This window comes from Streptomyces sp. SDT5-1, assembly GCF_052245995.1.
In the GTDB taxonomy this organism is placed as follows: domain Bacteria; phylum Actinomycetota; class Actinomycetes; order Streptomycetales; family Streptomycetaceae; genus Streptomyces.
The window spans coordinates 2,496,479-2,518,454 of sequence record NZ_CM125963.1; the positions used below are offsets into that span (position 1 = coordinate 2,496,479).

Genomic DNA, 21,976 nt, shown 5'->3' on the forward strand with positions numbered 1-21,976 from the left:
GCCCCGTGGGGAGTTCCCACGGGGCGCCGAGCGTCTGTCTCTCGGGCCGACGGGTCGGGCCGAGGCTGGCCCGGGGCCGGTCGCCCCGACCGGGACGGACGGCGACTGAGCCGCGCCGGTCATCCCGACCGGGACGGACAGCGACTGAGCCGCGCCGGTCACCCCGACCGGACCGGACGGCAACTGAGCCATGTCGGACGCCCCGACCGGACCGGACGACGGCCCGGCGGGCCAGTCGGCCGGGCCGGTCCGGACCGTCGGCCGGCGGTCGTCAGGCCTTGGTGGAGCGGCCGGTCGCCTTCTTGGTGGCGGACTTCTTGGCAGCCGTCTTCTTGGCGGTCGACTTGGCGGTGGTCGTCTTGGTGGCCGCCTTGGCTGTCGTCGACTTCGCCGTGGCCGTCTTCTTGGCCGGGGCCTTCGTCGCCGCCACCGTCTTCTTCGCCGCCTTGCGCGGACGCGCGGTGGTGGCCACGCCGCCGTCGCTGACCCGGTCGGCACCGAGGACGTCGCGGAGGAACTTGCCGGTGTGGCTGGCTGGTTCGGCCGCGACCTGCTCCGGGGTGCCCTCGGCGACGACGATGCCGCCGCCGCTGCCGCCCTCGGGGCCCATGTCGACGATCCAGTCGGCGGTCTTGATGACATCGAGGTTGTGCTCGATGACGATCACCGAGTTGCCCTTGTCGACGAGGCCGGACAGCACCGAGATCAGCTTGCTGATGTCCTCGAAGTGCAGACCGGTGGTCGGCTCGTCGAGCACGTACACCGTGCGCCCCGTGGACCGCTTCTGCAGCTCGCTGGCGAGCTTGACGCGCTGCGCCTCACCGCCGGAGAGCGTCGGCGCGGGCTGTCCGAGCCGGACGTAGCCGAGACCCACGTCGTTGAGCGTCTTGAGGTGGCGGGAGATCGCCGGGACGGCCTCGAAGAAGCTCAGCGCCTCCTCGATCGGCATGTCCAGGACCTCGGAGATGGACTTGCCCTTGTAGTGGACCTCGAGGGTCTCCCGGTTGTAGCGCGCACCGTGGCAGACCTCGCACGGGACGTACACGTCCGGAAGGAAGTTCATCTCGATCTTGATGGTGCCGTCGCCCGAGCAGTTCTCGCAGCGGCCGCCCTTGACGTTGAAGGAGAAGCGCCCCGGCAGGTAGCCGCGGACCTTCGCCTCGGTCGTCTCGGCGAACAGCTTGCGGACGTTGTCGAAGACTCCGGTGTACGTCGCCGGGTTCGACCGCGGGGTGCGGCCGATGGGCGACTGGTCGACGTGCACGACCTTGTCGACGAGGTCGTCGCCGTCCACGCGCGTGTGCCGGCCGGGGACGGTCCGCGCCCCGTTCAGCTCGCGTGCCAGGTGCGTGTAGAGGATGTCGTTCACCAGCGTCGACTTGCCGGAGCCCGAGACGCCGGTGACGGCCGTGAGGACGCCCAGCGGGAACGACACGTCGATGTCCCGGAGGTTGTTCTCCTTCGCGCCGTGCACCGTGAGACGGCGGCCCGGGTCGACGGGGCGGCGGACGTCGGGGATCGCGATGGCCCGCTTGCCCGCCAGGTACTGGCCGGTCATCGACTCGGCGTTGTCGAGGAGCTCCTTGACCGGGCCGCTGTGCACGACCTTGCCGCCGTGCTCGCCCGCGCCGGGGCCGATGTCGACGATCCAGTCGGCGACCTTGATCGTGTCCTCGTCGTGCTCGACCACGATGAGCGTGTTGCCCATGTCACGGAGCCGGACGAGGGTCTCGATCAGCCGGTGGTTGTCGCGCTGGTGCAGACCGATGGACGGCTCGTCGAGCACGTAGAGGACGCCGACGAGGCCGGAGCCGATCTGCGTGGCGAGCCGGATGCGCTGGGCCTCGCCGCCGGACAGGGTGCCGGCCGCACGGTTCAGCGACAGGTAGTCGAGGCCGACGTCGACGAGGAAGCGCAGCCGCTCGTTGACCTCCTTGAGGACGCGCTCGGCGATCTTCTTGTCGCGCGCGTTGAGCCTCAGCTCGCTCAGGAAGTCGGCGCAGTCACTGATGGACATGGCCGAGACCTCGGCGATGGACTTGCCCATCACCGTGACGGACAGGATGAGCGGCTTGAGGCGCGTGCCCTCACAGGTCGGGCAGGGCACCTCGCGCATGTAGCCCTCGAAGCGCTCGCGGCTCGCGTCGGACTCGGCCTCGCTGTGGCGGCGCTTCACGAACGGCACGGCGCCCTCGAACGGCGTCGTGTAGCGGCGCTCGCGCCCGTACCTGTTCCGGTAGCGGACCTCGATCTGCGTCTTGTGGCCGTTCAGGAGCGCCTTCTTCGCGCGCTGCGGCAGGCCGGCGAACGGGATGTCCGTACGGAAGCCGAGCGCGTCCGCGAGGGCGCCGATGAGGCGGCCGAAGTAGTCCTTGGTGTGGCCGTGCGACCACGGGTGGATGGCGCCCTCGTCGAGCGACTTCTCCTCGTCCGGGACGATCAGCTCGGGGTCGACCTCCATGCGCGTGCCGATGCCGGTGCAGTCGGGGCAGGCGCCGAACGGCGAGTTGAAGGAGAAGGAGCGGGGCTCCAGCTCCTCGAAGGAGAGGTCGTCGTGCGGGCAGTACAGGTGCTCCGAGTACATGCGCTCGCGCTCCGGGTCGTCCTCGGGGAGGTCGACGAAGTCGAGCACGACCATGCCGCCGGAGAGGCCGAGCGCGGTCTCCACGGAGTCGGTCAGGCGCCGCTTGGCGGAGCTCTTCACGGTGAGGCGGTCGACGACCACCTCGATGGTGTGCTTCTCCTGCTTCTTCAGCGTCGGCGGCTCGGACAGCTGGATCGTCTGCCCGTCCACGCGCGCGCGGGAGTAGCCCTTGGTCTGGAGGTCGCTGAAGAGGTCGACGAACTCGCCCTTGCGCTCGCGCACGAGCGGCGACAGGACCTGGAAGCGGCTGCCCTCGGGCAGCTCGAGGACCTTGTCGACGATGGCCTGCGGCGACTGCCGGGCGATCGGGCGCCCGCACTCCGGGCAGTGCGGCTTGCCCACGCGCGCGAAGAGCAGGCGCAGGTAGTCGTAGACCTCGGTGATGGTGCCGACCGTGGAGCGCGGGTTGCGCGACGTCGACTTCTGGTCGATCGAGACGGCCGGCGAGAGGCCCTCGATGAAGTCGACGTCCGGCTTGTCCATCTGGCCGAGGAACTGGCGGGCGTACGAGGACAGCGACTCGACGTACCGGCGCTGACCCTCGGCGAAGATCGTGTCGAACGCGAGGGAGGACTTACCGGAGCCGGACAGACCGGTGAAGACGATGAGGGAGTCGCGCGGGAGGTCGAGCGAGACATTCCGGAGATTGTGCTCGCGCGCGCCACGGACGATGAGACGGTCGGCCACGCCGGTCCGCACCTTTCTTGAGAGAAGTGACAGGGGCGGGCCCCCGTCTCTCGAGGTCTGACTCTCGAGGCGCTCACGCCGCGGTCGAGGCGGAGCGGCCCTGAGAAGGCTGTCCTTCGAAGACTAGAGGGAGCCACTGACAACGCCGGTCGGATTCCGTGGTTGGTAACAAACCAGGAGCATCAAGAATGCCCGACGCCACCTTCGACCATATAGCACGTACATTCGATTCAAGCGGGCCGTCGGCCACCTTCACCCAAACGTGTGGCGGGGCTATCGTCGGCGCCATGAGTGATCATGTGCGCGACCTGGCGTCAGTACGCGAAGCGACCGACCGGCTGCTCGCCGCGGTCGGCACCCTGGACAACGCCGCGGTGGCCGAGCCGTCACGGCTCCCGGGGTGGACCCGCGGACACGTTCTCGCCCATCTCGCCCGCAACGCGGACGCCCTCGTCAACGTCCTCGAGGGCCGCCCCATGTACGCGAGCGCCGAGGCCAGGGACGCCGACATCGAGCGGGACGCCCCGCGCGGCCTTCGCGAGCAGCTCGGCGACGTGCAGGAGAGCGCCGAGCGGCTCCAGCGCCTGGGCGCGGCGGACGCCGACTGGGCCCGCACCGTGGAGCTGCGCAACGGCGTGAAGGACCTGGCGTCGAACGTGCCGTTCCGGCGCTGGATCGAGGTCGAGCTGCACCACGTGGACCTCGGGATCGGCTACGAACTGGAGGATCTCTCCCCCGAGTTCACCCAGCGGGAGATCAACTTCCTCGCGAAACGGTTCCGCGACCAGCCGGGCCTGCCGCCGCTGCTGATCAAGCAGGACGACGGCCGGATGATCTCCACGGGAGCCGTGCAGCCGGCCTCCCTGGACGAGATCAAGGGCGACGCCCCCGTGGAGCTCGGCATCGTCGTCCGGGGCCGCCAGGCCGACCTCCTGGGCTGGCTCGCGGGCCGGAGGGACGGTGCCGCCCTGAGCGTCGACCGCGGCTCCCTGCCGAGCCTGCCCCCGCTATAGGCTGAATCCCATGACGTACAGCGGAGCGGTGAAGGTCGGCGGCCCGGCGGACGTGCACGAGCTGCAGGACCTGATGATCTCCAAGGTCGCGGTCGGCCCGATGGACAACAACGCCTACTTGTTGCGCTGCCGCGCGACGGATCAGCAGCTGTTGATCGACGCGGCGAACGAGCCGGAGACGCTGCGGAACCTCATCGGCGACGACGGCATCGCGGCGGTCGTCACCACCCACCGGCACGGCGACCACTGGCAGGCCCTCCAGGAGGTCGTGGAGGCGACCGGCGCGCGCACGTACGCGGGACGCGAGGACGTCGAGGGGATCCCGGTGGCGACGGACGTACCCGTCGCCGACGGCGACACCATCGAGTTCGGCCGGATCACGCTCACGGCCCGCCACCTGGTCGGGCACACGCCCGGTTCGATCGCCCTGATCTACGACGACCCGCACGGCCACCCGCACGTGTTCACCGGTGACTGCCTGTTCCCCGGCGGCGTCGGCAACACGTGGAAGGACCCGGAGGCCTTCGCGAGCCTCATCGAGGACGTCGAGACGAAGATCTTCGGCACCCTGCCGGACGAGACGTGGGTGTACCCGGGGCACGGGAACGACACGACGCTGGGCGCCGAGCGTCCCCACCTCCCGGAGTGGCGCGAGCGCGGCTGGTGACCTCGTAGGCGGGCCTTTTCGTTTCGGCCCGCCTACGAGGTCGCGTTTTTTATGCCTGGGCGGCGCCCGGAGCGGCCAGCGCCGCCACCCGCTCCACCCCGAACGCGTAGCCCTGCACGCCGCAGCCCGCGATCACGCCGTCGGCGCGCAGGGACACGTAGGAGTGGTGCCGGAACTCCTCGCGCTGGTGGATGTTGGAGATGTGGACCTCCACCACCGGCATGCCGTCGCACGTGTTGAGCGCGTCCAGGATCGCCACCGAGGTGTGCGAGTAGGCGGCGGGGTTGATGACGATGCCGACGTGGTTCTCGCGGGCCTCGTGGATCCAGTCGACCAGCTCGCCCTCGTGGTTGGACTGCCGGAAGTCGACGGTGGCGCCGTGCGCGGTGGCCGCCTTCACGCAGAGCGCCTCGACGTCGGCGAGGGTGTCGCGGCCGTAGATCTCCGGCTGGCGCTTGCCGAGAAGGTTCAGGTTCGGGCCGTTGAGAACCATGATCGGGGCGTTGGCGAGCGTGCGCGGCACGAGGGACCTCCGTAGACGAGCTGATGCTCCTTGAGGGTCTATCACGGCGCCGCGGCCCGTCTTGAGGGCGTTCGGTGGGCGGACCGCTCAGGGCGTCACGGCGAGTTCGATGTACGCGGCGAGGATCACCAGATGGACACCGCCCTGGAGCGGGGTGGCGCGGCCCGGGACGATGGTCAGGGTGGCCACCGCCACGGTCAGCGCGAGCAGCACCATGTGCGTGGCCCCGAGGCCGAGTACCAGCGGCCCGGTGAGCCAGAACGAGGCGATGGCGACGGCCGGCACGGTCAGGCCGATGCTCGCCATGGCGGAGCCGAGCGCGAGGTTGAGGCTGGTCTGCACGCGGTCGCGGCGGGCCGCGCGGAGCGCCGCGATGGTCTCCGGCAGCAGCACGAGCATCGCGATGATCACGCCGACCACCGCCTGCGGCATGCCGGCCGCCTCCACGCCGTGCTCGATCGTCTTCGAGACGCCCTTGGCGAGGCCGACGACGGCGACCAGGGCGAGCGCGAGCAGGCCGAGGCTGACCAGGGCGGTGCGGGTGCTGGGCACCTCGGCGTGGTCGTCGGCGTCGATGACCTCGCCGTGCCGGGTGATCGGCAGGAAGTAGTCGCGGTGCCGCACGGTCTGCGTCGCGACGAAGAGCCCGTACAGGACGAGCGCGGCGACGGCCGAGAAGATCAGCTGGGACGTGGAGAACTCAGGGCCCAGCTTGCTGGTGGTGAACGTCGGCAGGACCAGGCAGAGCGTCGCGAGGGTGGCCACGGTGGCGAGCGCGCCGCCGGTGCCCTCGGACTGGAAGATCGCCACCCGGTGCCGCAGGGAGCCCGCGAGCAGGCTGATGCCGACGATGCCGTTGCAGGTGATCATGACGGCGGCGAACACCGTGTCGCGCGCGAGCGTGGAGCTCTTGGCCCCGCCGTCGGCCATCAGTGTGACGATCAGCGCGACCTCGATGATCGTGACGGCCACGGCCAGGACCAGCGAGCCGAAGGGTTCACCGACCCGGTGGGCGACGACCTCCGCGTGGTGCACGGCCGCGAGCACCGACAGCGCGAGGACCACCGCGACCACGGCGACCAGGACGCCCGGCAGGTCGCGCCCCCAGGTGAACGCGAGGAGGACGACCGCGACCAGGGGCACCACCACGGTCCACTGTGTGCTCAACGCCCGGACTCTGGTGATCATTCATCGATGGTGCCGGTGACGCGGCGGGGGCGCGACTCAGGGCCGGGCGGCGCCCCTCCGGCCCAGGGCGCCGCCCGCGTACGTCACTTGAGTTCGCGGACGTCCTTGAGGTCGCAGTTGATGAAGGCCGGCGGCCGGGTGCACAGGGCCGACAGGCGCTGGTTCAGCTCGACCACCTCGGGGTGTTCGTTGCTGCGCATCGCGTCCTCGTAGGACTCGAACTCGATGACCGCGAGGTAGCGGCCCGTGGCGTCGCGGTCCTTGAGCATCATGCGGTGCGTGGGGCCGCCCGGCGTGCCCTGCATCCGCTGCTCGAAGGCCTCCAGGAGCTCACGCATCTCGCCGAACCGCTGGGACTCGAAGTCGATGATCTGGACGAACTTCATGGGGTCCTCCCCCGTCGTGCCTCGCGCCCGCACGGAGCGCGCTCAGGGCACAACGAAGCACCGGGAGCCGCACGCGGCAATCGGCCGCGCACCGCTCCCGGTGCTGGTAATTCCTACGCCCGACGCGGTCAGGCCTCGATGCTGTCCTTCTGAGCCTTTTCGGCCGCGTCCCGCTCGGCCTGCTTCTTCGAGGCGATGAGGCTGGTGATCGTCGTGATGATCAGCACGCCGCAGATGACGGAGAGCGAGACCGGGATGGAGACCTCCGGTACGTGCACCCCGGACTCGTGCAGCGCGTGCAGGATCAGCTTCACGCCGATGAATCCGAGGATCACCGACAGGCCGTAGCTGAGGTGCACCAGCTTCTTGAGCAGTCCGCCGATCAGGAAGTACAGCTGACGCAGGCCCATCAGGGCGAACGCGTTGGCGGTGAAGACGATGTACGGGTCCTGGGTCAGGCCGAAGATCGCCGGGATCGAGTCCATCGCGAACAGCACGTCGGTCATGCCGATGGCGAGCATGACGACCAGGAGCGGCGTCATGACCTTCTTGCCGTGCTGGACGATGAAGAGCTTCGTGCCGTGGTACCGGTCCGCGACGCCGAACTTCTTCTCGATCGACTTCAGGATGCGGTTCTCCTCGAACTCCTCCTCTTCCTCGTCCGCCATGGCCTCCTTGATCAGCTTCCAGGCGGTGTACAGGAGGAAGGCGCCGAAGATGTAGAACACCCAGGAGAAGCTGGCGATGATCGCCGCGCCGGCCGCGATGAAGATCGCCCGCAGCACGAGCGCGATCAGCACGCCGAAGAGCAGCACCCGCTGCTGCAGGTGGGACGGGACCGAGAACTTCGCCATGATCAGGATGAAGACGAAGAGGTTGTCCACACTGAGCGACTTCTCGGTGATGAAGCCCGCGAAGAACTCGCCGCCGGCCTGGCCGCCGCCCCAGATCATCACGCCGACGCCGAAGAGCGCGGCGAGCACGATCCAGACGACCGTCCAGATGCCCGCTTCCTTGATCGACACGTCGTGGGGCTTGCGCCCGATGAAGAAGTCGACCGCGATGAGGGCGCACAGACCGAGAACGGTCAGCACCCACACACTCATTGATACGTCCACTACTGCGCCTCCGGCGTCGTACGGCTACTGATCAGCGTCGTCGCTGCCGGAGGTCTCTTCCACCCGAGCGCCTTGGCGCGTCTCGGGCCGGCGCCCCGGGATCCAGGCTCTGCGAGGCCTGTCGTCCGTATTGACGGGAACGCCGCGTTGGAGTACTCCCCTCCGCGTCAAGGAGCGTACTCGAAACACCCATGAAAGGTAAAGGGAAAGGTAAAGAGGTCACCAAGTTCGCAGGTCAGAGTCCCTTCCTCCGACGGGCTTCCGCCACTGCCGCGAGCACGTCGCGCAACACCCCACTGCCCCGCGGAACCACCGGAGGCCCGTACGTCCACGCATGCCCCACCCAGGGGTCCGCGAGATGGTCGTCGGGTACGGGCGTGAGGCGCAGCAGGGCGCGCCACAGCGGGTCCAGCAGCGGCCCGTACTCGGCGGCGTCCTCCCGGTCGGCCACGAGCATCAGGTGCACGCCGACGCGCGGCCCCTCGTCCGCGAGATAGCGCAGCCGGGTGATGGCCCGGTCGTCGAAGCCGTACGGGAAGTCGTGCACGACCAGGAGCTGCTCGGCCGTGTCCAGGCCGGGCGGCAGCGCGTCGGCCGCGCCCGCGGCGACGGCCATCTGCACGAGGTCGACGCGCTCGGTCAGCCGCGTCAGCGTCTCCGTGACCCCTGCCGCTCCCCTGGCCGGCGGGGCGGCCAGCACGCCCGCGTCCACGAGCGGCGCGAGGGCGGCAGCGGCGGTGCTCGCCGGGTCGACGACGTGCACGCTGAGCGCGCCCGCCGGATGGGCCGCGAGCAGCCGGGCCGCGTGCAGGACCGCGGTGTGGGCGGCACGCGCGCGCAGTGCGTCGGCGTCGGCGGGGCCGTCGGCGGAGGACGCCCCCGCGTCGACCCACAGGCCGCGCTCCAGGGGCAGGCGCAGCAGCATCGGGACGCGCAGCCCCACGCTCTCGCTCTCGGGCAGGCTCAGCTCACCGACGCGGACCGCCATGGGGTGCTCGGTGGGGCTGCGGTAGGCCTGCCAGCAGGGGTTGTCCCAGTCCGCGTACGCCGCGGGGAGCGCGGGCTCGACGACCTCGGCCTCGGCGGCGAGCTGCGCGAGGTCCCGGTCGAGAGCCTCCTTGGCGCGGTCGACGAGGGCGGCGTGCCGGGCACGGGCGGACTCGCGGGCGGCGTCCCCCGCGCCGCCGAGGCGGCTGCGCGGGTCGGCCAGGGCGCCGTCCAGCTCCCGCTCCATCCGGGCGTCCGCGAAGTCGACGGCGCTGCGGTACGCGGCGGTGGTCCTGGCCAGGTCCTCGAACATGCCCCACACCTGGTTGTAGAGCCGCTCCTCCGGGGACCAGCCCGGCGCGTCGCCCGCGACCGGCGCCTCGGGCCGCTGTGCGGGCGCGGACGGGGCGGGATCCCGGCGGCCGGGGTGCGTGTAGTCGATGGGGCCGCCGGTCCCTCCCGCGGGCGCCTGCGGCGTCGGAGGCGGCAGGGCGCCGGAGGCGTGGCCCGCGGTGGCCGCCGCGCGGACGTGCGTCCCGTCCGTCGTACGCGGCGGGGGCGCCACCGCGCGGCCCCGTTCGCGGGCGACGGCGTCGTGGACGGCCCCGGCGATGCTCCGGGCGTCCGCGAGTCCCTGGTCGGCGAGGAGGGCCGCGAGCCCGTCGGCGTAGCCCTGGCCGACGGCGCGCACCTTCCAGGCGCTGTTCCTGCGGTAGAGCTCGAGGGCGACGACGGCCGACTCCGTGTCGAGGTCGGTGATCGTGTAGCTGGCCTCCTCCGTGCCGTCCGGGCCCGTGACGGCGACGAACGGGGCGGCCGCCGCGCCGAACCGGGTCGGCCCGCCGCCGCCCACGGGCAGCGCGAGCAGCACGGTGACGCGGTGCACGTCGCCCGGCATCGCGTCCAGGTCGACGGCGATGCGGTGGTCGGCCGCGGCCTGGCGCGGCACGTCGAGGCCCGGGAGCACGGGGGCGCCGGGGTGGGCGATCCGGTCCGCGCCGCGCACGACGCCCCGGTCGTCGGCGAGCGTGGCGCCCGCGACGACCGGGTGGCCCGCCGACACCCGGATCTCCAGTCGGGTCCGGGCGAGGGGGTGGTTCTGGCCCCTCACCAGTTCGGCGGCCATGGTGGGCCCGCTACAGGCTGGGCAGGATCGACGGCATCAGGTCCTGGAACGTCCGGCCGTTGGCCGCCGCGCCCAGGGCCGTCATCTTCCAGCCGCTGCCCGCGCGGTGCACCTTGGCCATGATCTGCGCCGTGTACTGGCCGCCGCCGTCCAGCGTGTACCGGGCCAGCTCCTCGCCCGTCGTCTCGTCCACAAGGCGGCAGAACGCGTTCTTCACTTCCTGGAAGGTCTGCCCCGTGAAGGAGTTGACCGTGAACACGATCTGGTCGATGTGGACCGGGACGCGCTGGAGGTCGACGACGATCGACTCGTCGTCCCCGCCCTGTCCCGCGCCGCCGACCAGATTGTCCCCGGTGTGCCGCACCGATCCGTCGTCGCTGACGAGGTGCCGGAAGAAGACCACGTCGACCGGCTGCTTGTCGGCGAAGAGGACCGCCGACGCGTCGAGGTCGATCTCACGGGTGCGGGTGCCGAACAGCCCCCGCCGAGGGGCCGCCTGCCAGCCGAGCCCCATCCGTACCGCTGTGAGGGTGCCCCCGCCCTGCTTCTCCAGGCTGATGGCCTGACCCTTGGTCAAGTCGATGCCCACGCACTGTCCCCTCTCGTACGGTCCCCTGTTGCCGCGGCGAACGCGCGGTTGGGCCAAACCCTAGAGGGCGGCACCGACACCACCGCCAGCACGGGCGGGGAATTGTGGCGGTCTTGCAACACGCCCCGACCGCCCCGCCCGTCGTGGCAGGTCAGGCGATACCCGCCTCCTTCATCTGCCGCAGCTCCTTCTTCATCTCCGACACCTCGTCGCGCAGCCGTGCCGCGACCTCGAACTGCAGATCCGCGGCGGCCGCGCGCATCCGCTCGGTCAGCTCCTCGATCTGCTCGGACAGCTCGGCCGCGGGCCGGTCGGTGGGAACCGTCTCCTCCGCCTTGCCGCGCTTCTTCTTGGCCGGCGCCTTGTCCGCCTTGCCGGCCTTCCCGGCCGACGGGACGGGGGCCTTGGCGCCCTTTCCGTCCTTGCCGCCCTTGCGGTATCCGGTGCCGAGCAGGGCCTCCGTGTCGACGTCCTCGCGCGCGATGGACGCCACGATGTCGTTGATCTTCTTCCGGAGGGGCTGGGGGTCGATCCCGTTCGCCTCGTTGTACGCGATCTGCTTCTCCCGGCGGCGGTTCGTCTCCTCGATGGCCTTCTCCATCGCCGGGGTGATCTTGTCGGCGTACATGTGGACCTGACCCGACACGTTTCGCGCCGCGCGGCCGATCGTCTGGATCAGGGACGTGCCGGAGCGCAGGAAGCCCTCCTTGTCGGCGTCGAGGATCGCCACCAGGGAGACCTCGGGCAGGTCGAGGCCCTCGCGCAGCAGGTTGATGCCGACCAGCACGTCGAACTCGCCGGCGCGCAGCTCGCGCAGCAGCTCGACGCGGCGCAGCGTGTCGACGTCGCTGTGCAGATAGCGGACCTGGATGCCCAGCTCGATGAAGTAGTCCGTGAGGTCCTCGGCCATCTTCTTGGTGAGCGTGGTGACCAGGACGCGCTCGTCCTTCTCGGTGCGCGTGCGGATCTCGTGCACCAGGTCGTCGATCTGCCCCTCGGTGGGCTTCACGACGACCTCCGGGTCGACGAGACCCGTGGGGCGGATGATCTGCTCGACGTGGCCGTCCGCGCGCGACAGCTCGTAGTTCCCCGGCGTCGCCGACAGGTAGACGGTCTGGCCGATGCGCTCCTGGAACTCCTCCCACTTCAGCGGGCGGTTGTCGAGCGCGGACGGCAGCCGGAAGCCGTGGTCCACGAGGGTGCGCTTGCGGGAGGCGTCGCCCTCGTACATGGCGCCGATCTGCGGCACGGTGACGTGCGACTCGTCGATGACGAGCAGGAAGTCGTCCGGGAAGTAGTCGAGCAGCGTGTTCGGCGGGGAGCCGGGCTCGCGGCCGTCGAAGTGCATCGAGTAGTTCTCCACGCCGGAGCAGGAGCCGATCTGGCGGAGCATCTCCAGGTCGTACGTGGTGCGCATGCGCAGACGCTGGGCCTCCAGCATCTTGCCCTGCTTCTCGAGCTCGGCGAGGCGCTCCTCGAGCTCCTTCTCGATGTCGTTCGCCGCGCGCTCCAGGCGCTCGGGGCCCGCCACGTAGTGCGTCGCCGGGAAGATGTACAGCGACTCGTCGTCGCTGATGACCTCGCCGGTGAGGGGGTGCAGCGTGGAGAGGGACTCGATCTCGTCGCCGAACATCTCGATGCGGACCGCGAGCTCTTCGTAGACGGGGAAGATCTCGATGGTGTCGCCGCGCACCCGGAAGGTGCCGCGCTGGAACGCCATGTCGTTGCGCGTGTACTGGATGTCGACGAAGCGGCGGAGCAGCTCGTCCCGGTCGATCTCGTCGCCCACCTTCAGGGGGACCATGCGGTCCACGTACTCCTGCGGCGTGCCGAGGCCGTAGATGCAGGAGACGGAGGCGACCACGACGACGTCCCTGCGGGTCAGCAGCGAGTTCGTCGCCGAGTGGCGCAGGCGCTCCACCTCCTCGTTGATCGAGGAGTCCTTCTCGATGTACGTGTCCGACTGCGGAACGTACGCCTCGGGTTGGTAGTAGTCGTAGTACGAGACGAAGTACTCGACCGCGTTGTTCGGCAGGAGCTCGCGGAACTCGTTCGCCAGCTGGGCGGCCAGCGTCTTGTTCGGCGCCATCACGAGCGTCGGGCGCTGGAGCTTCTCGATCATCCACGCCGTGGTGGCGGACTTGCCGGTGCCGGTGGCGCCGAGCAGGACGACGTCCTTCTCGCCCCCGGTGATGCGCTTCTCCAGCTCGGCGATGGCCGCGGGCTGGTCACCGCTGGGCTGGTACGGGCTGACGACCTCGAAGGGCGCCACCGTGCGTTCGATCTTGGATACGGGCCGCATGGAATCAACCGTACGACCCACCACTGACAACCGGGCCCGAACCGCTGTCGGGCCCGGCCTCCGGGCCGCTCAGGGCCCGCGGGTCACCAGTCCTGCGGGGTGCGCTGGGCGGGCCCGCGCAGCGGGCGGCGCAGCCGGGTGACGGCCGGCGCCGGGGTGCCGATCCGGTCCTGGGCCGCGCGGGCGTCGCGCCAGTCGGGGCGTCCCGTGACGAGCATGGGGTCGAACATGACGACCACGCCGGCCAGCAGCAGGAAGCCGAGCGGGCCGATGAGCATGGGCCCGAGGATGCCGGCGGCCGAGTCCCCTCCGGGCGAGCCCGCGGTGTCGGCGTGCGGATGGACGCTGACCCCGGCCATCGCCATGTAGTGCATGCCGGAGACGGCGAGCCCCATGACGAGGCTCGCGCCGATGCTCCACCCGATGCCGCGCACCTGCACGGCCGCCCACAGGGCGGCGGTCGCGGCGGCCATGGCGATCACCACGGAGGCCACCACGGTGACCGTGCTGTAGCTGATCGTCCCGTGAAGGCGCATTCCGGCCATTCCGAGGTAGTGCATCGATGCCACGCCGAGGCCCGTGATGGTGCCTCCGGTGAAAAGGGAGGCTCCGGTGGCGCCCTTGTAGCCGACGATGAGGACGCCGATGCCGACCATGAGGATGGCCACCCCGAGGCTCGCGAAGGTGGTCAGCGGGTCGTAGCGGATCGGCACGCCCTCCACGCTGAAGCCCATCATCGCGATGAAGTGCATGGTCCAGATTCCCGAGCCGATCGCCGCCGAGCCCAGCGCGAGCCAGCCCATCCGCCAGCTGTTGGCGACGAGCAGGGATCTCGTGGTGCAGCGCAGCCCGAGGGCGCCTCCGAGGCAGGCCATGAGGTACGCCACCACCGGGGTGACGAGCCCGTAACTGAAGCCGTCGACCGTGCCCTGCATGTGTGGCAGCCCTTCCGCCTGTTGATTCGAGAGATGTGCGGCTCGTCCCTTCGCGAGCTGCGGCCGGGCGGCCGCTGGTGAGGCAGAGATTAAAGCGCACGCGGGAACGTCCGAACGATTTTCCGGCAAAGAAGCCGGGCGCTCGACCCCGGGGTCAACAGCACTTGAGTGACTCCGTTCAACTCGTGACCATCCTGCGCCTACTTTTCGTTCGCTCTCCGCTGTCAATCTCGTACAGTCCGTGATCCCACGACGCATGAGGAGCACACGTGTACGGACGCACAGCAACCGCCCTGACCGCAGTGGCGGGCTCCGTCGTCATCGGTGTCCTGGTCCTGCCCACCACCGCGCACGCCGCCGCAGGCAACGACAGAACCACCGTGGTCGCCCACCGCGGGGCCTCCGCGTACGCCCCCGAGAACACCCTGGCAGCCGTCGACAGAGCGCACTCGCTCGGGATCGACTGGGTCGAGAACGACGTGCAGCGCACCAAGGACGGCGCCCTCGTCGTCCTCCACGACACCACGCTGGCGCGCACCACCAATGTCGAGCAGCTCTATCCCGACCGGTCCCCGTGGAACGTGTCGGACTTCACCTCGGCCGAGATCCGCAAGCTGGACGCGGGCAGCTGGAAGGGCGCCCAGTACGCCGGCGCGCGGATCCCGACGCTCCACGAGTACCTGCGGCGCGTCGAGCGGAACGATCAGAAGCTGCTCATGGAGATCAAGTCCCCGGAGCTGTACCCGGGCATCGAGGACCAGATCCTCGTCCAGCTCCTCAAGGACGGCTGGCTCGACCCCGGGCACGTGAAGAACCGGCTGATCGTCCAGAGCTTCAGCGCGAACAGCGTCCGGGCCGTGCACCTGCGGCGCCCCGACATCAAGACGGGCTTCCTCGGCACGCCCGCGGCGGCGGACCTGCCCTCGTACGCGAAGTTCGCGGACCAGATCAACCCGTCGCACACGACGATCTCCGCGGACTACGTCAAGAAGGTGCACGCGCTCAAGGGCCCGCACGGCAAGCCGCTCGAGGTCTTCACGTGGACCGTCAACGACGCGGACACGGCCCGCAAGGTCATGGGCTACGGCGTCGACGGAATCATCAGCAACGCCCCTGACGTGGTGCGGGACGCGATCAAGGGCTGATCCGGGCGGCGTTGTCAGTGGCCGGCCGTAGCGTGGTCGGCATGAACGCCACTGGAGCAAGCGAGAGCACCTCCGCCGCACCGCGGCGGGCCGTGTGGGCCGTCGTGCGCAGCGACATCGGCCCGCTGCTGCTGGCCGCGACGGACACGGGCCTGGTGAACGTGGTCTTCCACGCCACCGACGCGGTGCGGGACAAGGCGCTCGACCGGCTCGGCTCCCGGCTCGGGGCCGAGCCCGTCGAGGCGCCCGACTCGCCCCTGCTCGCCGAGGCGATACGGCAGCTCGACGAGTACTTCGCGGGGCGCAGGCGCACGTTCGACGTACCGTTGGACTGGTCCCTGATCACCGGGTTCAACCGTGAGGTGCTGCGCGAGCTGGCCGCCGGGGTGCCGTTCGGCGCGGTGGTCGGGTACGGGGATCTGGCGCACCGGGTCGGGCAGCCGGGGGCCTCGCAGGCCGTGGGCCTGGCGATGGGCTCGAATCCGCTGCCGGTCGTCGTGCCGTGCCACCGGGTCGTGGAGCGGGACGGCGGGATCGGCGGCTTCGGGGGCGGACTGGAGACGAAGCGGCGGTTGCTGGCCCTTGAAGGGGTGTTGCCCGAGCCGTTGTTCTGAGACGGTCCTGGGGCTGGGCGGGCCGCGGGAGTCCGCGGGGCGATCGGGGCGGGGGTTGTGCGGTGAGCACGGACGAGGGGCAGCTGGAGCGACCGGAGGACATGCCTCCGCAGGACCCGCGCGCCACCGCGGCGGGCCGCGCCGCCGACGCGGGGCCGGGGACGGACGCGCTCCAGCGGCGTACGCAGCGGGTCCTCGTGGCCTCGCAGATACTCGGCGGGCTCGGCACCGCCACCGGGATCGCGCTCGCCGCCGTGCTCGCCAAGAAGGTCAGCGGCGACGAGGCGCTCTCCGGGCTCGCGTCCACGGCGAGCGTCGCGGGCACGGCGGTGCTCTCGGTGCCGCTGGCCGCGCTCATGAACGCGCGCGGACGGCGGGCAGGGCTCGTGCTGGCCTATCTGATCGGCACGCTGGGTGCCGTCGTCACCGTCGTCGCCGCGGTGGTCGGGAGCTTTCCGCTGCTGCTCATCGGGCTCATGGGGTTCGGCGCGGCCTCGTCCGCGAACCTTCAGGCCCGGTACGCGGCCGCCGACCTCGCCGCGCCCGACCACCGCGCCCGCGCCATCTCGACGGTCGTGTGGGCGACGACGATCGGCGCCGTCCTCGGGCCGAACATCGCGGCGCCCGCGGGCCGCAGCGTGTCCGGGCTCGGCGTCCCCGCGGAGGCGGGCCCCTTCGTCTGGGCGGCCGGGGTGTTCCTGATATCGGCGTTCGTCGTGCACATACGGCTGCGCCCCGACCCGCTGCTGACCGCGCGGGCCCTGTCGCCCGCCGAGGACCAGTCGCCCGCCGCGCGCTCCATACGGGCGGGGCTCGCGGCCGTGTCGGCGTCCCCGCGAGCCCGGCTCGCGCTGGTGACGGTGGCGGTGTCGCACACGGCGATGGTGTCCGTCATGTCGATGACGCCGGTGGACCTCGAACACCACGGCGCGGGCATCGAGTTGATCGGGCTCGTCATCAGTGGGCACATCGCGGGCATGTACGCGTTCTCGCCGGTGATGGGGCGGCTCGCGGACCGGTTCGGGCGGCTCACCGTGATCGGGCTCGCGGTGGCGCTGCTGGCGTGCGCGGCGCTGCTCGCGGGGACCGCGGGCGGCAGCCACGGGCAGAGCGCGGCGGCGCTGTTCCTGCTGGGCCTCGGCTGGTCGGCCGGGCTCGTCGCGGGCTCGGCGCTGCTCACCGACTCGGTGCCGCAGGCCGCGCGGGCCGCCGCGCAGGGGCTCTCCGACCTGACGACGAGCCTGTCGGCGGGGATCGGCGGCGCGGCGGCGGGCCTGGTGGTGGCGACGGCGAGCTACGCGTGGCTGAACCTGGCGGCGGCCTGCCTACTGCTCCCGCTCGGGGCGCTCGCGCTGTTCACGCGGCGCGCCCAACAGCCGTAGCGGGAGCGGGGGTTCGTCCGCGGGTCAGGGCAGGGTGATGTGGTACGCCTTGCGCAGCGTCTCGTGCACGGTCCATGTCGTGCGGTCGCCCTCGCGCAGCACGGCGGCCGTGCCGGGGCCGAGCTCCAGGGTCCCGCCGCCGTCGACGTCGACGGTGGCGCGGCCACTGACGACGACGAACAGCTCGTTCGCCTCGGTGTCGGTGACCACGCCGGGAGTGATCTGCCAGATGCCGCGCAGCTGCTTGCCGTCGGCCGACTCCCACAGCACCTTCCCGGTCACCTCGGGGGTCCCGGAGACGATCTGGGCGGGGTCGAGCGGCTCCGGTTCGAGGTCCGCGTCGGGGACGTGGACGGCGAAGGAGCCGGGGGTGGTCGTGGGGTGGTCGTTCGTGGTCATGGGCAGTCACCGTAGATGACCTGCGCCTCTCCTCTCACTGGACGGCCTGTGCCGTTCGGGGCCCGCCGACTGGACGGCTCGTCGAGGCTTCAACAACCCGGCCCGTGAGGGCTCCTCAGAACGCCGATTCGGTAGCAGACTCCGCCGTGCGCACAGCCGGAGCATCCGCCGTAGAGGAGTCACGGAGCCGAAGGGACGGCGATCAGGGATGAGCGGAAACAGGGCAGTCGCCTATCTCAAGCCGGGCACGGTCGAGGTCAGGACCATCGACCACCCGACCCTCGAACTGAAGGACGGGCCGGGGGTGGCCCCGCAGAACGTGGGCAGGACCTGTCGGCACGGCGTGATCCTCAAGGTGCTCGCCACCAACATCTGCGGCAGTGACCAGCACATGGTGCGCGGCCGGACCACGGCGCCCGAGGGCCTCGTCCTGGGGCACGAGATCACCGGCGAGATCGTGGAGAAGGGCCCGGACGTCGAGTTCCTGGACGTCGGGGACATCGTCTCCGTGCCGTTCAACATCGCGTGCGGGCGCTGCCGCAACTGCAAGGAGCGCAAGACGGGCATCTGCCTGAACGTCAACCCGGCACGGCCGGGGGCCGCTTATGGCTATGTCGACATGGGCGGCTGGGTCGGCGGTCAGGCCGAGTACGCGATGATCCCGTACGCGGACTTCAACGTACTGCGCTTCCCCGATGCCGACCAGGCGCGCGAGAAGCTGCTCGACCTGACCATGCTCTCCGACATCTTCCCGACCGGCTTCCACGGCGCGGTGTCCGCGGGCACCACGGTCGGTTCGACGGTGTACGTGGCGGGGGCCGGGCCCGTCGGGCTCGCGGCGGCGGCGTCGGCGCAGCTCCTCGGCGCGGCCGTGGTGATCGTCGGGGACCTGAACGCCGAACGGCTCGCGCAGGCACGGAGCTTCGGCTGCGAGACGGTCGACCTGACGCGCGGCACCGTCGAGGACCAGGTCGCCGAGATCCTCGGCGTGCCCGAGGTGGACGCGGCGGTCGACGCGGTCGGCTTCGAGGCCCGCGCGCACGGCCCGGACGCACCCGAGGCGCCGGCCACGGTCCTCAACTCGCTGATGGGGCTCACGGCGGCCGGTGGCGCGCTCGGCATCCCCGGCCTGTACGTGACCGACGACCCGGGCGGCGTCGACCAGGACGCGCGCAGCGGCACCCTGAAGGTGCGGCTGGGGCTCGGCTGGGCGAAGAGCCACACGCTCACGACGGGTCAGTGCCCGGTGATGAAGTACCACCGGGGGCTGATGATGGCGATCCTGCACGAGCGGGTGCACATCGCGAAGGCCGTCAACGCGACGGTGATCGGCCTGGAGGACGCGCCGCGCGGCTACGCGGAGTTCGACCATGGCGCGAGCCGTAAGTACGTCCTCGACCCGCACGGCGCGCTGAACGGCGTCCGGCCGGTCTGAGGTCCGGTGATGTTGGGCTCCACGCGCGCGTGGAGCCCAATTTCTTTGCCACCGGAGCCTCTTGGGCGTTTGCGGGCGAGGCGCGTCCGCCAGTGATGTCAGTGGAGCGTGGGACGGTGAAGGCCGACTGACCGGAGGCGAACGCATGCTGATCGTTTCGGACGAGGTACGGGACGCGCTCGACGCGGGGCGCCCGGTGGTGGCCCTGGAGTCGACGATCATCGCGCACGGGCTGCCGCGGCCCCGGAATCTGCGGGTGGCGCACGAGCTGGAGCAGGTCGTCAGGGACGAGGGGGCCGTGCCCGCGACGATCGCGGTGCTCGACGGGCGGCCTCATGTCGGCCTGGACAAGCAGCAGTTGGAGCGGGTCGCGAACGACGACGGGATCCGCAAGTTCAGCCACCGCGACCTTCCGCCCGCGATGGCGACGGGCGCGAGCGGGGCGACCACCGTGTCGGGGACGGCGCTGCTGGCGGCGCGGGCCGGGATCCGGGTGTTCGCCACGGGCGGGCTCGGCGGGGTGCACCGGGGGTGGACGCAGACGCAGGACGAGTCGGCGGATCTGCGGCTGCTCGCGCGGACCCGGATCACCGTCGTGTGCGCCGGGGTGAAGTCGATCCTGGACGTGCCGGCGACCTTGCAACGCCTGGAGACCCTGGGGGTGGCCGTGGCGGGATACGGGACCGGGCGGTTCCCCGGCTTCTACCTCGCCGACTCGGGCGAGCCCGTCGACTGGACGCTGCGTTCTCCCGAGGAGGTGGTGGCCGTGATGCGGGCGCAGGACGAGCTGGACGCGGGCGATTCCGCGCTGCTCGTCGCCAATCCCGTACCGGAGGCGGAGCAGTTGGATCCGGCGCTGCACGCGCGCGTGCTGGAGAGCGGGTTGCGGGAGTGCGAGCGGCAGGGGATCGGCGGTCAGGCCGTGACGCCGTTCCTGCTGGACTACGTGGCGCGGCAGACGAAGGGCGCGTCCCTGGAGGCCAACCTGGCGGCGGTGCGCGGGAACGTACGGCTCGCGGGGCGGATCGCGGCGGCCTGGGCGACGGTGTGACCGGGGGCGACGGCGGGGCGCTGCTGGTGGTCGGCGACGTCGTCACGGATGTCGTCGCGCGGCACCGAGGGGCACTGTCCACGGGCACGGACACCGTGGCGTCCATCCGTACGGTGCCGGGTGGGGCCGGGGCCAATGTGGCGTGCTGGGCGGCGCGTTCGGGATGCCGGGACGTCGCGCTGCTCGGCCGGGTGGGCGCGGACTCCGCGCGCTGGCACGAGGCGGAGCTCGTACGGTGCGGGGTGCGGCCGCGGCTCGTGGTGGACGCGGAGGCGCCGACCGGAGCGGTGATCTGCCTCGTGGACACGGGGTCCGGGGGCGAGCGGACGTTCCTGACGGACAGCGGGGCGTCGCTGCGAGTGGGACCCGAGGACTGGTCGCCGGACCTGCTCGACGGGGTGGGCCTGCTGCATCTGTCCGGCTACCTGTGCTTCTCCGCGTCGGGGCGGGAGTTGGTGTCCACCGCCGTGGCCGACGCACGCGCGCGTGGTGTGCCGGTGAGCCTGGATCCGGCGTCCACGGGGTTCCTGCGGGAGCTCGGGGTGGAGCGGTTCCTCGGGCTGGTGGACGGGGTGGACGTGCTGACGCCCAGCCGGGACGAGGCGACGCTGCTGAGCGGTGCGGCCGGACCGGAGGAGGCGGCGGCGAAACTGAGCGGCCGCTTCCCCGTGGTGGTCGTGAAGTCGGGGGCGGAGGGCGCCTGCGTGGCCCGGGGCGGCGTCGTAAGGGAGCGCTCGCACGCGGTGCGGGGCGTGACGGTACGCGACTCCACGGGCGCCGGCGACGCCTTCACCGGAGCACTCCTCGCAGCCCGCCTCCGAGGAGCACCCTGGCGGGAGGCCCTGAGCGAGGGCTGCCGCGCGGGAAGCGAGGCGGTGACCCGGGTGGGCGCCCGTCCCCCGTGAGCCGCCCACCACGCCGACACATCGCATGCCTGCCGCAGTCACCGCGACCCCGCCTCCCACCCGGTCCCGGCCGGAGGCCTACCGTCTGCCCCACGCCGAGATCAGCGGAGCCGTCGCCAGGTCCATCGGAGTGGTGGCGATGTTCGACAGGTGGCGGTCGATCTCCTCGTGGCTCGCCAGGTTCGCCGCCACCAGCTCGTCGCGGATCCGGGTCACCGTGGCCGTCTCCAGGGCAGTACACGCGGGAGACGCCAGCGGGAAGTACGCGTCGGCCTCGACCTGGCGCAGGCCCGCCGCGCGCAGCAGCCCAGGCAGCCTGCGGCCGTACGACAGGTCGGCGCCGCGCTCCGCGAGCAGGGAACGGAAGCCGTGGCGCAGCCGGTTGGCCAACTCCTGCGCGGGGCCGGTCTCGTCCGGGCAGAGCAGCGGTTGCAGCGCCGGGTCGGCGTCCTCGACCAGCAGCCGACCGCCGGGCCGCAGCGCCCGGATCATCGACGCCAACGCCCGCTCCCGGTCCGGCACATGGGCCAGGACGAGCCGCGCGTGCACCAGGTCGAAGCTCTCGGCGGGCGGCTCGTCGACCCCCACGTCGTGCCGCCGCACCTCGACCGGCGTGCGGGGCGCCGCGGTCTGCCAGGACGTGTCGATGTCGGTGGCGAGCACCCGCCCCGTGGGCCCGACCTTCCGCGCGAGCCACGACACCACCGACGGGCCGCCGGCCCCGACCTCCCAGCAGCGCCACCCGGAACCGATGCCGAGCCGCTCGATGTGCCGGAAGGTCGTGGGGTCGAAGAGGGCCGAGAGCGCGTCGAACCGCTCCCCCGCCTCGGGCCGCCGGTTGTCGAGGAGATACGCGTGTTCGCCGGATCGCATCATGAAC

The 21,976-nt window shown here is 71.3% G+C and carries 19 protein-coding genes; 8 read left to right on the top strand and 11 right to left on the bottom strand.

The genetic code is table 11. The annotated features are described in order from the left end of the window. Nucleotides 1-271: 271 nt before the first annotated feature. The gene (gene uvrA / locus ACTWJ8_RS11710) at nt 272-3,331 is read right to left on the bottom strand and encodes an excinuclease ABC subunit UvrA (protein WP_356388272.1); all 3,060 of its coding nucleotides are present in this window, start codon (nt 3,329-3,331) and stop codon (nt 272-274) included. A gap of 287 nt (nt 3,332-3,618) precedes the next feature. Here uvrA and ACTWJ8_RS11715 point away from each other — a divergent pair, with 287 nt between their 5' ends. Together ACTWJ8_RS11715 and ACTWJ8_RS11720 are read left to right on the top strand one after the other, a co-directional pair. Then, nucleotides 3,619-4,344, top strand: coding sequence for a maleylpyruvate isomerase family mycothiol-dependent enzyme (locus ACTWJ8_RS11715; RefSeq protein ID WP_356388270.1), 726 nt, complete (start codon nt 3,619-3,621; stop codon nt 4,342-4,344). A 10-nt stretch (nt 4,345-4,354) separates the two neighbouring features. Next, nucleotides 4,355-5,011 carry an MBL fold metallo-hydrolase gene (locus ACTWJ8_RS11720; RefSeq protein ID WP_356388268.1) on the top strand — a complete coding sequence of 219 codons (657 nt, stop codon included), beginning with the start codon at nt 4,355-4,357 and terminating at the stop codon, nt 5,009-5,011. A gap of 49 nt (nt 5,012-5,060) precedes the next feature. Here the strand turns inward: ACTWJ8_RS11720 and aroQ are convergent, their stop codons facing one another. The 8 genes from aroQ to ACTWJ8_RS11760 form a co-directional block, all read right to left on the bottom strand. Further along, nucleotides 5,061-5,534, bottom strand: a complete 474-nt coding sequence (gene aroQ / locus ACTWJ8_RS11725) for a type II 3-dehydroquinate dehydratase (RefSeq protein ID WP_356388266.1) — start codon at nt 5,532-5,534, stop codon at nt 5,061-5,063. 87 nt (nt 5,535-5,621) lie between these two features. After that, nucleotides 5,622-6,722 carry a calcium:proton antiporter gene (locus ACTWJ8_RS11730; RefSeq protein ID WP_356388264.1) on the bottom strand — a complete coding sequence of 367 codons (1,101 nt, stop codon included), beginning with the start codon at nt 6,720-6,722 and terminating at the stop codon, nt 5,622-5,624. Between the two features lie 83 nt (nt 6,723-6,805). Beyond that, on the bottom strand, nt 6,806-7,108 hold the full coding sequence (locus ACTWJ8_RS11735; protein WP_356388262.1) for a hypothetical protein: 303 nt from the start codon (nt 7,106-7,108) through the stop codon (nt 6,806-6,808). Between the two features lie 128 nt (nt 7,109-7,236). Beyond that, nucleotides 7,237-8,226 carry a TerC family protein gene (locus tag ACTWJ8_RS11740; protein WP_356388260.1) on the bottom strand — a complete coding sequence of 330 codons (990 nt, stop codon included), beginning with the start codon at nt 8,224-8,226 and terminating at the stop codon, nt 7,237-7,239. Nucleotides 8,227-8,461: 235 nt separating this feature from the next. Then, complete coding sequence (locus tag ACTWJ8_RS11745) at nt 8,462-10,339, bottom strand: TerD family protein (RefSeq protein ID WP_443263761.1); 1,878 nt, start codon at nt 10,337-10,339, stop codon at nt 8,462-8,464. Nucleotides 10,340-10,349: 10 nt separating this feature from the next. Beyond that, nucleotides 10,350-10,928 (bottom strand): TerD family protein, encoded by a 579-nt coding sequence (locus ACTWJ8_RS11750; protein ID WP_356388256.1) that lies wholly within the window; start codon nt 10,926-10,928, stop codon nt 10,350-10,352. A 151-nt stretch (nt 10,929-11,079) separates the two neighbouring features. Beyond that, nucleotides 11,080-13,230, bottom strand: coding sequence for an excinuclease ABC subunit UvrB (uvrB, locus tag ACTWJ8_RS11755; protein WP_443263762.1), 2,151 nt, complete (start codon nt 13,228-13,230; stop codon nt 11,080-11,082). 83 nt (nt 13,231-13,313) lie between these two features. Continuing rightward, on the bottom strand, nt 13,314-14,165 hold the full coding sequence (locus ACTWJ8_RS11760) for an MHYT domain-containing protein (RefSeq protein ID WP_443263764.1): 852 nt from the start codon (nt 14,163-14,165) through the stop codon (nt 13,314-13,316). A gap of 320 nt (nt 14,166-14,485) precedes the next feature. Here ACTWJ8_RS11760 and ACTWJ8_RS11765 point away from each other — a divergent pair, with 320 nt between their 5' ends. The 3 genes from ACTWJ8_RS11765 to ACTWJ8_RS11775 all read left to right on the top strand — a co-directional run bounded on the left by ACTWJ8_RS11765 (nt 14,486) and on the right by ACTWJ8_RS11775 (nt 17,306). Next, entirely contained in the window at nt 14,486-15,310 is an 825-nt protein-coding gene (locus tag ACTWJ8_RS11765) for a glycerophosphodiester phosphodiesterase (RefSeq protein ID WP_443264873.1), read from the top strand. Nucleotides 15,311-15,351: 41 nt separating this feature from the next. Beyond that, entirely contained in the window at nt 15,352-15,924 is a 573-nt protein-coding gene (locus tag ACTWJ8_RS11770; protein WP_356388248.1) for a methylated-DNA--[protein]-cysteine S-methyltransferase, read from the top strand. 101 nt (nt 15,925-16,025) lie between these two features. Next, nucleotides 16,026-17,306: an MFS transporter gene (locus ACTWJ8_RS11775; RefSeq protein ID WP_443264875.1), complete on the top strand. Its 1,281-nt coding sequence runs from the start codon at nt 16,026-16,028 to the stop codon at nt 17,304-17,306. A gap of 24 nt (nt 17,307-17,330) precedes the next feature. Here ACTWJ8_RS11775 and ACTWJ8_RS11780 read toward each other — a convergent pair whose 3' ends face one another. Next, entirely contained in the window at nt 17,331-17,705 is a 375-nt protein-coding gene (locus tag ACTWJ8_RS11780; protein ID WP_356388245.1) for a cupin domain-containing protein, read from the bottom strand. A 208-nt stretch (nt 17,706-17,913) separates the two neighbouring features. Here ACTWJ8_RS11780 and fdhA point away from each other — a divergent pair, with 208 nt between their 5' ends. The 3 genes from fdhA (at nt 17,914) to ACTWJ8_RS11795 (ending at nt 21,096) form a co-directional block, all read left to right on the top strand. Then, on the top strand, nt 17,914-19,140 hold the full coding sequence (gene fdhA / locus ACTWJ8_RS11785) for a formaldehyde dehydrogenase, glutathione-independent (RefSeq protein ID WP_356388243.1): 1,227 nt from the start codon (nt 17,914-17,916) through the stop codon (nt 19,138-19,140). Between the two features lie 145 nt (nt 19,141-19,285). Then, nucleotides 19,286-20,191, top strand: a complete 906-nt coding sequence (locus tag ACTWJ8_RS11790; RefSeq protein WP_356388241.1) for a pseudouridine-5'-phosphate glycosidase — start codon at nt 19,286-19,288, stop codon at nt 20,189-20,191. Then, nucleotides 20,188-21,096, top strand: a complete 909-nt coding sequence (locus ACTWJ8_RS11795; RefSeq protein WP_443263765.1) for a carbohydrate kinase family protein — start codon at nt 20,188-20,190, stop codon at nt 21,094-21,096. The genes ACTWJ8_RS11790 and ACTWJ8_RS11795 overlap by 4 nt, the downstream gene beginning before the upstream one ends. 78 nt (nt 21,097-21,174) lie before the next feature. On the opposite strand, the gene ACTWJ8_RS11800 is transcribed toward ACTWJ8_RS11795, so the two are convergent. Then, a complete protein-coding gene (locus ACTWJ8_RS11800; protein WP_356388237.1) occupies nt 21,175-21,972 on the bottom strand; it encodes a methyltransferase domain-containing protein in 798 nt (265 codons plus the stop codon). Between the last annotated feature and the right edge of the window lie 4 nt (nt 21,973-21,976).

Excerpts from the sequence above, each read along its gene's own strand:
- ACTWJ8_RS11735 (WP_356388262.1), bottom strand. The coding sequence starts at position 7,108 with ATGAAGTTCGTCCAGATCATCGACTTCGAGTCCCAGCGGTTCGGCGAG.
- uvrB (WP_443263762.1), bottom strand. The coding sequence starts at position 13,230 with ATGCGGCCCGTATCCAAGATCGAACGCACGGTGGCGCCCTTCGAGGTC.
- ACTWJ8_RS11790 (WP_356388241.1), top strand. The coding sequence starts at position 19,286 with ATGCTGATCGTTTCGGACGAGGTACGGGACGCGCTCGACGCGGGGCGC.
- fdhA (WP_356388243.1), top strand. The coding sequence starts at position 17,914 with ATGAGCGGAAACAGGGCAGTCGCCTATCTCAAGCCGGGCACGGTCGAG.
- ACTWJ8_RS11730 (WP_356388264.1), bottom strand. The coding sequence starts at position 6,722 with ATGATCACCAGAGTCCGGGCGTTGAGCACACAGTGGACCGTGGTGGTG.
- ACTWJ8_RS11780 (WP_356388245.1), bottom strand. The coding sequence starts at position 17,705 with ATGACCACGAACGACCACCCCACGACCACCCCCGGCTCCTTCGCCGTC.
- ACTWJ8_RS11720 (WP_356388268.1), top strand. The coding sequence starts at position 4,355 with ATGACGTACAGCGGAGCGGTGAAGGTCGGCGGCCCGGCGGACGTGCAC.
- ACTWJ8_RS11770 (WP_356388248.1), top strand. The coding sequence starts at position 15,352 with ATGAACGCCACTGGAGCAAGCGAGAGCACCTCCGCCGCACCGCGGCGG.
- ACTWJ8_RS11715 (WP_356388270.1), top strand. The coding sequence starts at position 3,619 with ATGAGTGATCATGTGCGCGACCTGGCGTCAGTACGCGAAGCGACCGAC.
- ACTWJ8_RS11800 (WP_356388237.1), bottom strand. The coding sequence starts at position 21,972 with ATGATGCGATCCGGCGAACACGCGTATCTCCTCGACAACCGGCGGCCC.
- ACTWJ8_RS11775 (WP_443264875.1), top strand. The coding sequence starts at position 16,026 with ATGCCTCCGCAGGACCCGCGCGCCACCGCGGCGGGCCGCGCCGCCGAC.
- ACTWJ8_RS11745 (WP_443263761.1), bottom strand. The coding sequence starts at position 10,339 with ATGGCCGCCGAACTGGTGAGGGGCCAGAACCACCCCCTCGCCCGGACC.
- ACTWJ8_RS11760 (WP_443263764.1), bottom strand. The coding sequence starts at position 14,165 with ATGCAGGGCACGGTCGACGGCTTCAGTTACGGGCTCGTCACCCCGGTG.